This is a genomic window from Kribbella sp. NPDC050459 (assembly GCF_040655315.1).
Lineage (GTDB): Bacteria > Actinomycetota > Actinomycetes > Propionibacteriales > Kribbellaceae > Kribbella.
Genome location: NZ_JBFAJQ010000024.1, coordinates 21,310 through 35,365, shown reverse-complemented (window position 1 = coordinate 35,365; position 14,056 = coordinate 21,310). Strand labels below are relative to the sequence as shown.

The window sequence follows — 14,056 nt, the reverse complement described above, 5'->3', positions numbered from 1 at the left end:
GTGTGGATAACCCGCTGTGCTACACGACTGCGCCGCGGTCCGGCTGGGCGTCCCGATCCACCTGCGCGCGCTTCGGACGCGGCGGCGGGGCCGGGTAGCGGCGCTCGAGCTCGAGGAGCAGCGGGGCCGCGGTCAGGTTGGAGGAGTACGTGCCGACGAGGATGCCGAGCAGCAGCGCCAGGGCGAAGTCGGCCAGTGAGTCGCCGCCGAGGAACAGCAACGCGGCGAGGATGAACAGCGTCGAGATACCGGTGTTGACGGTTCTCGGCAGCACGTTCACGATCGCGGTGTCGATGATCGTGCCGAGGCCGTCGGTGGATCGCGCGCTGCGGGTCTCACGGATCCGGTCGAAGACGACGACCGAGTCGTTCACCGTGTAGCCGATGATGGTCAGGATCGCGGCCAGGAAGATGCCGTCGATCGGTTTCCCGGTCCAGGCGAACACACCGACCACGACTGCGACGTTCTGCACCAGCGCCAGCACGGCGCCGGCGCCGAAGGTCCAGCGGAACCGCGCGGCGAGATACGCCAGCTGGGCGAGCAGGGCGATGCCGAGCGCGATCAGGCCCTTGTTCCGCAGCTCTTCACCGAGCGACGGGCCGATGCTCTCGTTGCGGATCACCTCGGCGTCGCCGCCGATCCTGGCGAGCGACTCCTTGATCTTCACGGCCTCGTCGTCGCTGATCGTCCCGGTCCGCACGGTGATGTCGTCGGTGCCGGAGGCTTGTACGACGGCGGTCGGGTATCCGGCCTCGGCGACGGCTGCCCGCGCCTGGTCCGGCGTGACGCGTTGCGCCGTACTGACCTCGATCAGGCGGCCGCCGGTGAACTCGATGCCGAGGTTGAGCCCGCGGACGGCGACACCGGCCACGCTCACGACGATCGCGACGGCCGTGATCACGAGCCAGCGGCGGCTGTGCTTCATCAGCGACGGCCGGCGGGCCTCCAGCCAGGTCCGCACCCGGCCGTGCCCGGCGATCCCGCTCAGGCCCGGGTGGCGCAGGACGAAGCCGCGCGCCACGACGAACTCGGCGAGCACGCGGGTCACCACGAGCGCCGACAGCATCGACGCGATCACACCGATCGACAGCGTCACGCCGAAGCCGCGGACCGGGCCGGCGGCCAGGAAGAACAGCAGACCGGCAGCCAGCAGGGTGGTGATGTTCGAGTCGGCGATCGCGGACAGCGCGTTCTGGAAACCGCTGCGGAGCGATCTCCGCAGGCCGTCCGTGCGGCCGGCGATGTAGTCCTCCCGGGCGCGTTCGAAGACCAGGACATTCGCGTCGACCGCCATACCGATCGCCAGGACGAATCCGGCGAGGCCCGGCAGCGTCAGCGTGGCGCCGAGCACGGTGAGAGCGGCGTACGACATCGCGGCGTACCCGAGCAGGCCGAGGACCGCCATCAGGCCGACGAGGCGGTAGACGATGATGATGAACAGCGCCGTCAGCGCGAGGCCGATGATCGCGGCGAGCGCGCTGGCCTGGATCGCGTCCTGGCCGAGCGACGGGCCGACGGTGCGCTGGTCGATCACCTCGACCGGCACCGGCAGGGCGCCGCCGGAGATCAGCGCGGCGAGATCCTTCGCGCTCTCCTCGGTGAACGAGCCGGAGATCGTCGTGGTGCCGCCGGCGATCCCGGTGTTGCAGAGCTGGTTGCCGCCGTTCGGGTCGACCTGCGGCGAGCTGATCACCTCGTTGTCGAGCACGATCGCGATCAGGCGCTGCGGCGTACCGACCGGCTGGCAGGCGGCCTTGCCGGTGATGTTCGCCCAGATCTTGCCGCCGTCGCCCTTGAAGTTCATCTCGACGAACCAGCCCTGCGCGACCTGCTGCGGGTCGAGCCGGTGCTCGGCGCCGCTCACCAGCTCGCCGGTCATCGCGGGCTTCGCGAGGCGCAGGAAACCCTGACCGCTCTCGGGCTGCAGGTACGTCTCCCCCGCCGCCGGTTTGGCCGGCTTGGCCGCCACCTGGTCGAGAACCTCGTGGAAGGTCAGCTGCGCGGTCTTGCCGATCACCTTCGCGGCCTCGCGCGGGTCCTGCACACCTGGTAGCTCGACGATGATGCGCTTGTCGCCCTGGCGGGTCACGTTCGGCTCGCTGACGCCGAGCGCGTCGATCCGCCGGTGCAGGACCTGGGTGGCCTTGTCCGTGGTCTCCTTGGTCGCCTTGACCGTCGGCGAATCCTTCGCCTCCAGGACGATCTGCGTCCCGCCGCGCAGGTCGAGACCGAGCTGTGGTTTCGCGGTCAGCGTGACATACGTCGCCCCCGCGAGGACCAGGAACGCGAGAAGTGCACGGACAAGGGACGACCGGTTCACCGAAGCCTCCGGAGCTGGGCACCCGCGGTGCGAGTGTCGTGACAGAGAGCATCCACGTGGATGTGGAACGCACAGTGTACGGACGCCATTCAACCGGCCGCTACACAATCGCACAAGCGACGGCGTCGCGCGTGCGGGTCTCCGGCTGGCGACGGGCTTGTGGGCTGGCGCCGCGTGCTGGAGTCGGGGTCGTCGAGTCGTGGAGATTGGCGGTGAAATCCAACCGATATCCACGACTCGGCTCAGGGCCTGGGAGCCAAAGGCCACGACTCGGAGTCGAAGGCGGCGACCATTCAGAGCCGGCTCGTCGCACGCGAGCGCCAGAGCGAGCAACTCGCGGGCGCCAGCCCACAACTCCGGCGGCAGCCGGAACTTGCGGCGCCAGCCGCAACGGCAGCCGGAACTTGCGGCGCCAGCCGCAACTCCCCGCGGCGCCAGCCGGAAGCCGGTGCTTCGGGCGCTGGCCCGGGGTGCGTGGGAGCGCGCGTCGGGGCCGCGTCTGAGGAGCGGAGCGACGAAGTTGGCGGCTGGGCCGGATTACTCGCTGAATCCGTTTTCGATGGCGTACCGGACGAGTTCGGCGCGGTTGTGGAGTTGGAGTTTGCGGAGGGTGTTCTGGACGTGGTTCTCGACGGTGCGGTGGGAGAGGACCAGGCGGGTGGCGATCTGTTTGGCGGTGAGGCCGCGGGCGACGAGGCGGAGTACTTCGGTTTCGCGGTCGGTGAGGCGCGGCACCTCGGGGCCGGTCCCGCCCAGGCGGCGGTACTCGCCCAGCAGCAGTCCGGCGAGGCCTGCGCTGAAGATCGCGTCGCCTTCGGCGGTCCGGCGTACGGCGTCGTCGAACTCGTCCAGCGACGCGGATTTCACCAGGTAGCCGGACGCGCCGTTCTTCACGGCGGCGAGTACGTCGTCCTGCTCGGCGCTGGCCGACAGCACCAGGACGCGGGTGTCGGGGAGGGCTGTGGTGATCTCACGGGTCGCGTCCACGCCGGAGCCGTCGCCGAGCTGGAGATCCATGACGACCACGTCGGGACGGGTTGCCAGCGCGATCTTCACGGCGCTCGCGACGTCCGCGGCGGTCGCGCACACGTCGTACCCGCGACGGCCCAGGTCCCGGGCGACGCCTTCGCGCCACATCGGGTGGTCGTCGACGATCATCACACGCGTCATGCGGTCACCACTTTCAGTTCCCATTCGGTTCCTTCGCCGGGGGCGGTGCGGACGGTGACGGTGCCGCCGAGGTCGGCGATGCGGCCGCGGATCGACTGGCTCACGCCGAGGTGCCCGTCCGCGTGGGCCTGCTCGAGACGGGCGGGCGTCGTACCGATCCCGTCGTCGCGCACCGACACCACGACCTCCTCGCCGAGGTCCTCGACCACGACCCAGGACCGGGCCTCCGGGCCGGCGTGTTTCACCACGTTGCTCAGCGCCTCCTTGACCGCGGCAACCAGTTCGGCGGCGGCCGGTGCGGGCAGCAGGACCTGTGCGGCCGGTACGACGACGTCGACCCGGGTCGTGGCCAGCGGCAACAGCAGTCGACACAGATCAACGCGATCCCCCTCCGCCACGGCCGGGCGTGTCGACATCAAGGTGCGGAGGGCAACTTCCTGCTCGGCGGCCAGCCGGGCCAGCTCGGTCGCCTCGCCGCCGATCGCCGTACCGCGCCGCTGCACCTGGGCGAGGACCTGCAGTACGCCGTCGTGGATCGAGCGACTGAGCCGCAGCCGCTCGGCGGTCGCGCTCTCCACGGCGATCGCCTCGCGCAGCCGCCGCCCCGCCTGCCGCAGGGTCGACGCGGCGTACCCGACCACCAGACCGGCCACCAGCAACAGCTGAACATTGCTCAGGATCTTCGCCGCGTGCTCGACGCCGCGCAGCGAGAGCAGCGCCAGGCTGATCGTCGCCGCGCCGAGCAGGCCGCCGTCGCGTCCGCGGGAGATCGCCAGTGCGAGGACCGGCCCGGCGGCCCAGACCGACGTGAGCACGGAGGCCCCGGCGCGGATGTCGAGCAGCGGTTGCGCCCACAACGTCGCGTACATGCAGCCGACCGTCACCACGAGATCCGCGAACGCGAGCCGCGTGTTGCGCCGGCCCCAGCGGCGGCTGTAGCCGTACGACGAGATCAGCGTCCAGACGCCCATCACGGCCAACTGGAGCACCGCGCCGTACGGGTGCACGATGCCGTCCCAGCGGGTCCAGACGCCGAAACAGGCGAACCCCCAGGTGAGGATGCGGAACACGACCAACGCTCGCCACAGCGGCTGCAGCAGGTCGACCGTCTCGCGCTCCACGCGCACAGTGTGCCAAGGCGAAGGGCTGGAGAGCGTGAGCCCTTCTACTCAGAGATGCAGGATTCCCCGCTGATTCACAGGTTTTCCTCAGGATCCACTTCAGCTGGGTGGATTTTCCCCGTACTGTCGCGCGCACACGCTCGGGGGAGCTACGAACACACTGCGTCATCGACAACGGAGGGGAATCGTGCGCAAGTTACCCGCCGGGCTGTTCAGCCTGGCCTTGGCGGCGACGACCGGGCTCGGCATCGCCGCGGCCTCGTCCGGGAACGCCGCCACACCGTCCACGCAGGGGTCGGCGCCCGCCGCCAGTGAGCCCGCACCGGTATCCGACGAGCTGCCCAGCCCGCTCGAGGACAAGCGCCGCGAGCTGCGGCAGGAGGCGCTGACCAAGGTCATCAACGGCCAGGCCGAGCCCGAGCAGCGCAACGGCAGCACGGTCGTCAAGCTCGGCACGAAGGCCGCCGGCGCGAAGGGCGTCAAGAACGCGGCCGGCAAGGTCGACCAGTACGTCGAGCTGTCCCGCGAGAAGACCGACCGGATCTTCGTCGTGCTCGCGGAGTTCGGCAACGAGCGGCACCCGAGCTACCCGGACAAGGACCAGAACGCGAACATCCCCGGCCCCGCCACCTTCGAGGGCCCGCTGCACAACGCGATCCCGGCGCCGGACCGCTCGGTGGACAACTCCACCGTCTGGCAGGCCGACTACAGCCAGCAGCACTACCAGGACATGTACTTCGGCAGCGGCAACTCGCTGAAGAAGTACTACGAGAAGCAGTCGTCCGGCCGGTACACCGTCGACGGTGAGGTCACCGACTGGGTGAAGGTCAAGTACAACGAGGCGCGGTACGGCCGGTCGAACGGCTACCCGTGCGGCGGCAACGTCTGCAGCAACACCTGGTACCTGATCCAGGACGCGGTCAACCAGTGGGTCGCCGACCAGGAGGCCAAGGGCCGGACCAAGGCCGAGATCACCGCGGACCTGAAGTCGTTCGACCAGTGGGACCGCTACGACTTCGACGGTGACGGCAACTTCAACGAGCCGGACGGCTACATCGACCACTTCCAGATCGTGCACGCCGGCGGCGACCAGGCCGACGGCGACCCGCAGCAGGGCGAGGACGCGATCTGGTCGCACCGCTGGTACGCCGGGTTCCCGGGTGGTCCCGCGACCAACCCGAACGGCGGCGCGCAGATCGGTGACACCGGCCTGTACGTCGGCGACTACACGATCCAGCCGGAGAACGGCGGCGTCAGCGTGTTCGCGCACGAGTTCGGCCACGACCTCGGTCTGCCGGACGAGTACGACACCTCCGGTGCGGCCGTCGAGAACGGCGTGAACTGGTGGACGCTGATGGCGCAGAGCCGGGTCAGCGCGGCCACGGACGGCGGTATCGGTGAGCGCGCCGCCGACCTGAACGCATGGGACAAGATCCAGCTCGGCTGGCTCGACTACGAGATCGTGGCGGCCGGCCAGAACCGGACCGTCGAGCTCGGCCCGCACGAGTACAACTCGAAGAAGGCCCAGGGCCTGGTGGTGACGCTGCCGAAGAAGGAGGTCACGCACCAGCTCGTCCAGCCCGCGACCGGGACGAAGTCCTGGTGGAGCGGTCAGGGCAACGGCTTCACGCACACGATGAGCCGCCAGGTCACGCTGCCGGCCGGTCAGCCCGCGAGCCTCACGTTCCAGGCGAACTGGGACATCGAGGACTGTGGTCCGGACGCGTGTGACTACGCCTACGTCGACGTGAACGACGGGACCGGCGCGAAGCCGATCAACGGCAGCATCACGAAGGACGCCGAGGGCAACGGTATCGACGGCAAGAGCGCCGGCTGGGTGCCCGCCACGTTCGACCTGTCGGCGTACGCCGGCAAGACGATCACCCTGCAGTTCCGCTACGCCACCGACCCGGCGGCCGGCGGGATCGGGTTCTTCGCCGACGACATCAAGGTGACGTCGGGCTCGACCACGGTCGTCGACTCCGGTGCGGAGACGTCTCCGGACGGGTGGACGCTGAACGGGTTCAGCTCGGTCGGCGCGTCGTACACGAGCCTGCACGACAACTACTACCTGGCGTCGAACATCAACTACACCTCCTACGACCAGTACCTGAAGACGGGTCCGTACAACTTCGGTTGGGCGAACTCGCTGCCGGACAAGGTGGAGCACTTCCCGTACCAGGACGGCCTGCTGGTCTGGTACTGGGACACCTCGCAGGAGGACAACAACACCAACGAGCACCCCGGCGAGGGCCTCGTCCTGCCGATCGACTCGCACCCGACTCCGATCAACCGTCTCGACGGCCAGATCTGGCGTCCGCGGATCGCGGCGTACGACGCTCCGTTCGGTCTCGAGAAGGCGGACTCGTTCACGCTGCACGTGAACGGGCAGGCCAGCTACATCCGCGGCCAGAACGCCGTACCGACCTTCAACGACAGCAAGTCGTACTGGACCGCGGACCAGCCGACGAGCAGCGTGAAGATCCCCAACAACGGCGTCAACATCAAGGTCCTGTCGAAGACCGGCACCTCGATGACGGTCCAGGTGACCAAGCGCAAGTGACGTCCTGAAACAGCAAGCGGCCCCCGAGGACACTCGGGGGCCGCTTCGCGTTCGCTCAGACCGCTGAGTACGGCGTGAGGTCGCCGGCCAGGGCGGGGTGTACCCGGGCGGTGATGCGGGTGCCGTCCGCGGTGTGTTCGAGGTGTTCGACCGAGCCTTCGGAGTGGATCCGGGAGACCAGGTCGCCGCGGTCGTACGGGAGCAGGACGTCGAGGGCGATGTGCGGCTGCGGCAGCGCGCCCTCGATCAGCTCGCGGAGCTTGTCGATGCCCTCGCCGGTGCGCGCGGACACGACGATTGCGTTCGGCTCCCGGTGCAGGATCGGGGCCAGCGCCAGCGGGTCGGCGGCGTCGGCCTTGTTGATCACCACGATCTCCGGGACGTCGGTCGCGTCGATCTCGGCCAGCACCTCACGGACCGCCTGGATCTGCGCGATCGGGTCCGGGTGCGAACCGTCGACCACGTGCAGCAGCAGGTCCGCGTCGGTGACCTCCTCCAGCGTCGACCGGAACGCCTCGACGATGTCGTGCGGCAGGTGCCGGACGAACCCGACCGTGTCGGTCAGCGTGTACACGCGGCCGTCCGCGGTCGTCGTCCGGCGGGTCGTCGGGTCCAGGGTCGCGAACAGCGCGTCCTCGACCAGCACGCCCGCACCGGTGATCTGGTTGAGCAGCGAGGACTTGCCGGCGTTGGTGTACCCGGCGATCGCCACCGAGGGAACCAGGTTCCGGCGCCGCTCCTGGCGCATCGTCGATCGGGTGCTCTTCATCTCCTTGAGCGTCCGGCGGAGCTTCGCGATCTTGGTGTTGATCCGGCGCCGGTCGGTCTCGATCTTGGTCTCACCGGGACCACGGCCGCCGATACCGCCACCGGCGGCACCGACGCGGCCACCGGCCTGGCGGGACAGGTTTCCACCCCAGCCACGCAGGCGCTGCTTCATGTACTGCAGCTGGGCCAGCTCGACCTGGGCCTTGCCTTCCTTGCTCTTCGCGTGCTGCGCGAAGATGTCCAGGATCAGCGCGGTCCGGTCGACGACCTTGACCTTGAGCTTGTCCTCCAGGTTGCGCAGCTGCGCGGGCGCCAGCTCGCCGTCCGCGATCACGGTGTCGGCGCCGAGCGACGCCACCAGGTTGCGCAGGTCGACGACCTTGCCGGAGCCGATGAAGGTCGCCGGGTCGGGCTTCTTGCGCCGCTGGATCACGCCGTCGAGCACCTCGGAGCCGGCGGTCTCGGCGAGCAGTTTCAGCTCGGCCAGCGAGTTGTCCGCGTCCTCGGCGCTGCCCTCGGTCCAGACGCCGACCAGCAGCACCCGCTCGAGCAGCAGCTTGCGGTACTCGACCTCGCTGATGTCGGTCAGCTCGGTCGACATACCGACCACGCGGCGCAGCGCCTGGCGCTCCTCGAGCTCGAGGCCCTCGGTGGTCAGATCCTGGTCATACTCATCGTGACCCGTCAACGAAGCGCCGGAGTCATCGCCCTCGATGAGGTCGGTTTCGACGTCGGTGGTCTCGTATGCCTGTGAATGGGTCGTCATATACCTTCCATGGTGGCACGGGCTCCTAGTACAGGCGACCCGTTTACCAGGAGTCAACGCCCCACGCAGGAATCAGATTCCCAACCAGGCCCGATCAAACTCCCCGCGCGCGTGCAACACGGCCGGCCCGGTCAGTTCCAGATGATTGTCGGCACGCCACGTGACCGACACTTCACCGCCTGGTACGCCGACGCGGTACGTCACCGGAAGCGCGTCGCGGGCCTGGCGCGCGGCCGCGACCGTGACGGCACAGGTGCCCGTCCCGCAGGACCGGGTCTCCCCCGCGCCCCGCTCGTGCACCCGCATCTGGACGTCGTGCGCGCCCCGGCGTACGACGAACTCGACGTTCACGCCTTCCGGAAACGCCTCCGCCGGAGACCAGCCGGGCTGATCGCACAGGTTGCCGGGCTCCTCCAGGCTGTCGACGAACGTGACGGCGTGCGGATTGCCCATGTCCACGGACACGGCGGGCCACTGGTGACCGTTGGCCTCGACCACGATTCCGGCCGCGGCGGGGAGCGTCGGCTCGCCCATGTCCGCGGTCAGCGTGCCGTCGTCGTTCTGCCGGACCTGCTTGACGCCCGCACGTGTGCCGACCCGGACCGGTTTCCCGTCGATCAGGCCCGCCTCGGCGAGGTACTTCACGAAGACCCGAACGCCGTTCCCGCACATCTCCGCGATCGAACCGTCCGCGTTGCGGTAGTCCATGAACCAGTCGCCGCCGTCCGCGACGTAGGACTGCTGGTCGCCCCGGATCACCCGCAGCACCCCGTCCGCGCCGAGCCCCGCGTGCCGGTCGCACAGGAACCGCACCACGGCCGCGTCCAGCTCGCCGTGCACGGAACCGTCCGGGTCGGGCAGAACCACGAAGTCGTTCTCCGTGCCATGCCCCTTCAGCCAGGGAAACGTACTCATGCCGACAGCGTACGGTGTCGTCCGTGCAGCTGATCGCGTACTTCTGGGAGCGGGACGACGCCGTCGCGGTCGCGGACCAATTGGGCGGTGAGGTCGGCCGCGGGCGCTTCCACGGCGAGGACGACGACGAGGATCACCCGTGGGTCGTCGTACTGGGCGACGTGGACCGGGCCGCGCTGGATGCGTTGCTGGCTGAGCACGACGGGTGGCTCGACACCGAGGCGGATGAGGCACCGGCCGCTCCTCCCCCGCTGCCGGAGGGGCCGAAGCGGTTCAAGGGTCGGCAGCTCGACAGGTAGAGCACCGGCGAGACGGTGTACGCGCGGACACGATCACGCTCAGGTGCACTATGTAGGCGCTTTGTACGTACTGTTCAGCTGCCGACAACCCGGCCGGCACGGCGACCGGTCGGTGTGCCGTTGGTGAAGGCCGGCTGGCCGGCGAGGAGGACGTGCCGTACGCCGACGGACAGCTGCCAGGGGTCGTCGTACGTCGACTTGTCGGCGACCTGGGCCGCGTCGAGGACGACCAGGTCGGCGACGGCGCCGGGTCGGATCACGCCGCGGTCGGACCAGCCGAGACGGGAGGCCGGGAGCGACGTCATCCGGCGGATCGCCTCGGGAAGGGTGAGGACACCCCGGTCGCGGGCGTAGTGGCCGAGCACGCGCGGGAAGGTGCCGAAGTTGCGGGGATGCGGGTGACCCGGCCCGGTCGCATCCATGATCCAGCCATCGCTGGCGACCGCGGTCCGTGGATGTTCGAGGACCGTCGTCACATCGTCCTCGCTCATCGCATGGTTCACGACGCTGACCGCGGCCTGGTGCGACTCGAGGATGCGGAGCACGATCTCGGCGGCGTCCATCCCGTCCCGCCGGGCGATCTCGGCCAGGCTCAGGCCGCGGCAGTCCGCGTAGCGCCCGGGTGGGAGGGATGCGATCACGACGGTGTCGGGTGAGAGCAGGACGTCGGCCCGCAGAGCGTCCGCGATCCGTGCTCGTTCGGCGGGATCGGCAAGCCTGGCGAGCAGCGCGGGGCGACGAGCGCGGCCTCGCGCGGGCGCCGGAGGTGTCTCGTCGGCGAGCGCCCAGGTCGGCAGTCTGGTGGTCAGCGTCGTGCTCGTCGCCGTGTACGGGTAGGCATCCCAGCCCAGGTCGACATCGTCGACCCGGTCCAGCAGTTCGAGAGCCGCGCCGACCAAACCGTAGTTGGCCTTGCCAACGGCTTTCAGGTGCGAGATCCAGCCGTGCGCCGCCCGCCCGCGCGGCCGCGATCGCCTCGTCCAGTGCGGACAGCAGGCCGGCGCCTTCGTTGCGGATGTGGGTCGAGTACAGCAGACCGCACTCGGCGGCAGTGCCGACGAGCGCGGCGACCTCTTCCGGTGACGCGTAGGTGCCTGGCGCGTAGATCAGGCCGGTGGAGAAGCCGACGGCACCCTGGTCGGCCGCCGCGCGCAGCAGGTCCTGCATCGTCCGGAGCTCGGACGGCGACGGCGGCCGCTGCGCGCTGCCCATCGCGGCGATCCGCAGCGTGCAGTGGCCGACCTGGAGGGCGAGGTTCACCGCCGGTTCCAGCGTCGTCGCGAAGCCGGCGAGGTCGTGCCACGACCAGTCGTGCCGGGGATCGAGGAACGCCGTGCCCGCCCGCAGGGTCTCGAGATCGGTGATCGGGAACGGGGACCAGCCGCAGTTCCCGGCGACGAGAGTGGTGACGCCCTGGGTGAGCTGCGACGCTGCCGCCGGACTCGAGCCGAGACTGAAATCCGCGTGCGAGTGCAGGTCGACGAATCCCGGTGCCACAATGTTGCCTGTGGCATCGATGACCTCTGCGTCGGACACCGGATCGCCGAGCGGCAGCACCGCGCTGACGCGCTCCCCCTCGACGAGCACGGTGCCGGGCCTGAGCTCGGCGCCGGTGCCGTCCGCGACCAGGCCGCCGGTCAGCGCCACGCGCATCGAATCACTCCTGTTCTGGTCCGAGGGACAGCTCGGCGACCGTGTTGGCGGAGATCAGCTCGCGGTCGACGGCATGCCCGAGACCGGGTGCCTCGGGCACCTGGACGACGCCCCGGACGGCGGTCACGGCGGGTACGACGACATCCCGGGCGTAGTACTTCTCCGAGGCGGACACATCCGATGGGAGGGTGAACCCGGGGAGAGCGGAGAGCGCGACGTTCGCCAGCCGGCCGATCCCGAACTCGTGCATGCCGCCGCACCAGACCGGGATCCCGGCGTCCCGCGCCCGGTCGTGCGCTTCACGCGCTGGGGTCAGCCCGCCCATCCGGGACACCTTGATGTTGAGGACCTGCAGCGCTTGTAGTTCCAGCGCGGTCTCCAGGTCGGCGACCGTCTCGATACTCTCGTCGAGGCAGACAGGGGTACTGATCCGGCGCTGCAACGCGGCGTGGGTGAGCAGGTCGCGGGGCGCGAACGGTTGCTCGATCATCGTCAGCCGGTAGGCGTCCAGCTGTTGCAGGTGTGCCAGGTCGTCGGCGGTGTAGATCCCGTTGGCGTCCACATGTAGATCGAGCTCCGGGTACGCCGTACGCACGGCACGAACCGGTTCGACGTCCCAGCCCTGGGCGATCTTCAGCTTGACCCTCGGGTACCCGGCGTCGACCTGACGCTGGACCTGTCCGAGCAGTTCGTCGATCGTCGGCTCGATGCCGAGCGAAACACCCGCAACGACCTCGGTCCGTGTGCCGCCCAGAACTGTCGCGAGCGGCAGTCCTTGGGTCTCTGCCCACAGGACCCAGGTCGCCATGTCGACGCCTGCTTTGGCGAAGTTGTTGCCGCGGACCTTGGACCACCTGCGGGCGAGCTGATCCGGATGTGTCCAGGGGGTATCCAAGACGGCGGGCAGCAAGTATTTCGAGGCGATGTGCCAGCAGGACTCGACCGTTTCGGGGGCGTAGAACGGGTCGGAGGACGACGCGATCTCGCCCCAGCCGACCGCGCCGGACGCGTCCTCCAGCTCGACCAGGATGTGGTCGAGGAACGCCTTGCGGTGCGAGCTGGTCTGGAACTCGTGCACGAGCGGCATCCGGACCCGGTGCAGCCGGGCGGCGACGATCTTCAGGTCAGTTGACATACAACCCCAGCTCCGTGTTCAACCGGTCGCGCTCCACCAGCCGCCGGCGCGCGCCCTTCGCGCTCGCAGTGGTCAGCGTCGCGAGGACATGCAGCACCGAGGCGACGACGGTCGGCGAGTCGACGTACGACGCGCTGCCGGTCGCGACGTAGATGCACTGGTCGGCGAGCTTCGCCAGCGGCGCGTCCTCGAAGTCGGTGACCGCGACGAGTTCACCGCCCGCCTCGACGAACCGGCGGGCGACCTCGACGGTGTCGCGGCGGTACCGGCGGAACGAGAACGCGACCATCAGGTCGTTGGACCGGACGTCGGCCAGCACGTCGACACCGCGCACCACGGTGCCGTCGATCAGCGTCACCTGGGAGAGCCCGACGCCGAGGTCGAACGCCAGCAAGGACGCGTACGAGAACGACTTCGCCGAGCCGATGATGAAGCGCCGGCGGGCGGCGACGATCCGGGCCGCGGCCTGGGCGATCGACTCGTCGGTGAGGATCTGGTCCAGGGCCCCGTCGATCGAGGCGCGCTCCTGCTCGACGACGCGGCGCTGCAGCATCGCGGACGAGCGGCGCTGCAGCCGGGCGTCGTACCGCTCGTGCGGGCTGACGAGTTCGCGGTTCAGCGGGTCGTCAGGCATCGTCGGCCGGGCCGAAGTAGTAGGCGCCGGCGCCGTCCGCGAGCCGGCGGCACGAAACGGCGACCAGCCCCTTCGCCAGCAACTCCTCGAAGGACCGCCGCAACTCACCCGCATCGGCCGGCACGACCAACTCGGTCAAGCCGGACGGTGTGCTGGGCTGCTCACGGGTCAGATCCCATTCGACGATCACGCGGTCGGTGCCCGGGCCGTACATGTCGGGGGCGAACCAGCGGCCGCGGGCGCCCAGCACGTCGAGGTTGAAGTGCGCGTTGCGGATCTGCGCCGGGTCGTAGGTCCAGCGCATCCGCGACATACCGTGGCTGAGGGCAACTTCGCGCTGGGCGTGCTTGAGCATCCGGCCGAGGCCGTGCCCCTGCTGGTCGGAGGCGACGACGGCCGACTGCGAGTAGTGGTAGAAACCGCGCCGGTCGGTGGCGCAGAAGCCGTACGCGAACGCGACCAGCACGTCGTTCTCGTCGAGGATGCCGACCACCGAGCCGCCGTTGCTCGCCAGCGCGCCGAGCAGCCGCGGGTTCAGCCCGAACGCCGGGTCGAGGTAGCCGAAGACCTCGCGGTACAGCGTCGAGGCCTCGGCGAACCTCGCCGCCGTGGTGAGCGAGACCGCGCGGAAGCTCACCTCAGAGATACGATTCATATCTCGATCCTATCCTCGCTCACTCGACGCTGGTCAATCGCCGATCGGATGATGATA

11 protein-coding genes and 1 pseudogene are annotated in these 14,056 nt (G+C 69.5%); 2 read left to right on the top strand and 10 right to left on the bottom strand.

Annotated elements, in window-relative coordinates; all coding sequences use genetic code 11:
- Nucleotides 1-19 precede the first annotated feature (19 nt).
- The 3 genes from secD to AB0I12_RS42010 all read right to left on the bottom strand — a co-directional run bounded on the left by secD (nucleotide 20) and on the right by AB0I12_RS42010 (nucleotide 4,611).
- The gene (secD, locus tag AB0I12_RS42020) at nucleotides 20-2,320 is read right to left on the bottom strand and encodes a protein translocase subunit SecD (RefSeq protein ID WP_359941934.1); all 2,301 of its coding nucleotides are present in this window, start codon (nucleotides 2,318-2,320) and stop codon (nucleotides 20-22) included.
- Nucleotides 2,321-2,857: 537 nt separating this feature from the next.
- Entirely contained in the window at nucleotides 2,858-3,490 is a 633-nt protein-coding gene (locus AB0I12_RS42015) for a response regulator transcription factor (RefSeq protein WP_359941931.1), read from the bottom strand.
- On the bottom strand, nucleotides 3,487-4,611 hold the full coding sequence (locus tag AB0I12_RS42010; RefSeq protein WP_359941928.1) for a DUF5931 domain-containing protein: 1,125 nt from the start codon (nucleotides 4,609-4,611) through the stop codon (nucleotides 3,487-3,489). The genes AB0I12_RS42015 and AB0I12_RS42010 overlap by 4 nt, the downstream gene beginning before the upstream one ends.
- 187 nt (nucleotides 4,612-4,798) lie before the next feature.
- Between AB0I12_RS42010 and AB0I12_RS42005 the strand changes: the two genes are divergently transcribed.
- On the top strand, nucleotides 4,799-7,174 hold the full coding sequence (locus AB0I12_RS42005; protein WP_359941925.1) for an immune inhibitor A domain-containing protein: 2,376 nt from the start codon (nucleotides 4,799-4,801) through the stop codon (nucleotides 7,172-7,174).
- Between the two features lie 55 nt (nucleotides 7,175-7,229).
- Here the strand turns inward: AB0I12_RS42005 and hflX are convergent, their stop codons facing one another.
- Together hflX and dapF are read right to left on the bottom strand one after the other, a co-directional pair.
- Nucleotides 7,230-8,708, bottom strand: coding sequence for a GTPase HflX (gene hflX / locus AB0I12_RS42000; RefSeq protein ID WP_359941922.1), 1,479 nt, complete (start codon nucleotides 8,706-8,708; stop codon nucleotides 7,230-7,232).
- Between the two features lie 72 nt (nucleotides 8,709-8,780).
- Nucleotides 8,781-9,623, bottom strand: coding sequence for a diaminopimelate epimerase (gene dapF / locus AB0I12_RS41995; protein ID WP_359941919.1), 843 nt, complete (start codon nucleotides 9,621-9,623; stop codon nucleotides 8,781-8,783).
- A 23-nt stretch (nucleotides 9,624-9,646) separates the two neighbouring features.
- On the opposite strand from dapF, the gene AB0I12_RS41990 reads away from it, so the two are divergent.
- Nucleotides 9,647-9,922, top strand: a complete 276-nt coding sequence (locus tag AB0I12_RS41990; protein ID WP_359941916.1) for a hypothetical protein — start codon at nucleotides 9,647-9,649, stop codon at nucleotides 9,920-9,922.
- Nucleotides 9,923-9,996: 74 nt separating this feature from the next.
- Here AB0I12_RS41990 and AB0I12_RS41985 read toward each other — a convergent pair whose 3' ends face one another.
- The 5 genes and pseudogenes from AB0I12_RS41985 to AB0I12_RS41965 all read right to left on the bottom strand — a co-directional run bounded on the left by AB0I12_RS41985 (nucleotide 9,997) and on the right by AB0I12_RS41965 (nucleotide 13,999).
- Nucleotides 9,997-10,821, bottom strand: a complete 825-nt coding sequence (locus AB0I12_RS41985; RefSeq protein ID WP_359941913.1) for an amidohydrolase family protein — start codon at nucleotides 10,819-10,821, stop codon at nucleotides 9,997-9,999.
- Between the two features lie 43 nt (nucleotides 10,822-10,864).
- A pseudogene (locus tag AB0I12_RS41980) lies at nucleotides 10,865-11,575 on the bottom strand (amidohydrolase family protein); the annotation flags it as partial.
- Between the two features lie 4 nt (nucleotides 11,576-11,579).
- The gene (gene menC, locus AB0I12_RS41975; RefSeq protein ID WP_359941910.1) at nucleotides 11,580-12,710 is read right to left on the bottom strand and encodes an o-succinylbenzoate synthase; all 1,131 of its coding nucleotides are present in this window, start codon (nucleotides 12,708-12,710) and stop codon (nucleotides 11,580-11,582) included.
- Nucleotides 12,700-13,344 (bottom strand): SIS domain-containing protein, encoded by a 645-nt coding sequence (locus AB0I12_RS41970; RefSeq protein ID WP_359941907.1) that lies wholly within the window; start codon nucleotides 13,342-13,344, stop codon nucleotides 12,700-12,702. Before AB0I12_RS41970 ends, menC begins: the two co-directional genes overlap by 11 nt.
- On the bottom strand, nucleotides 13,337-13,999 hold the full coding sequence (locus tag AB0I12_RS41965; RefSeq protein ID WP_359941904.1) for a GNAT family N-acetyltransferase: 663 nt from the start codon (nucleotides 13,997-13,999) through the stop codon (nucleotides 13,337-13,339). Before AB0I12_RS41965 ends, AB0I12_RS41970 begins: the two co-directional genes overlap by 8 nt.
- Nucleotides 14,000-14,056 lie beyond the last annotated feature (57 nt).

Bases quoted from the DNA above. Each gene is read 5' to 3' on its own strand.
- AB0I12_RS42015 (WP_359941931.1), bottom strand. From the start codon at position 3,490: ATGACGCGTGTGATGATCGTCGACGACCACCCGATGTGGCGCGAAGGC.
- hflX (WP_359941922.1), bottom strand. From the start codon at position 8,708: ATGACGACCCATTCACAGGCATACGAGACCACCGACGTCGAAACCGAC.
- dapF (WP_359941919.1), bottom strand. From the start codon at position 9,623: ATGAGTACGTTTCCCTGGCTGAAGGGGCATGGCACGGAGAACGACTTC.
- menC (WP_359941910.1), bottom strand. From the start codon at position 12,710: ATGTCAACTGACCTGAAGATCGTCGCCGCCCGGCTGCACCGGGTCCGG.
- AB0I12_RS41970 (WP_359941907.1), bottom strand. From the start codon at position 13,344: ATGCCTGACGACCCGCTGAACCGCGAACTCGTCAGCCCGCACGAGCGG.
- AB0I12_RS41965 (WP_359941904.1), bottom strand. From the start codon at position 13,999: ATGAATCGTATCTCTGAGGTGAGCTTCCGCGCGGTCTCGCTCACCACG.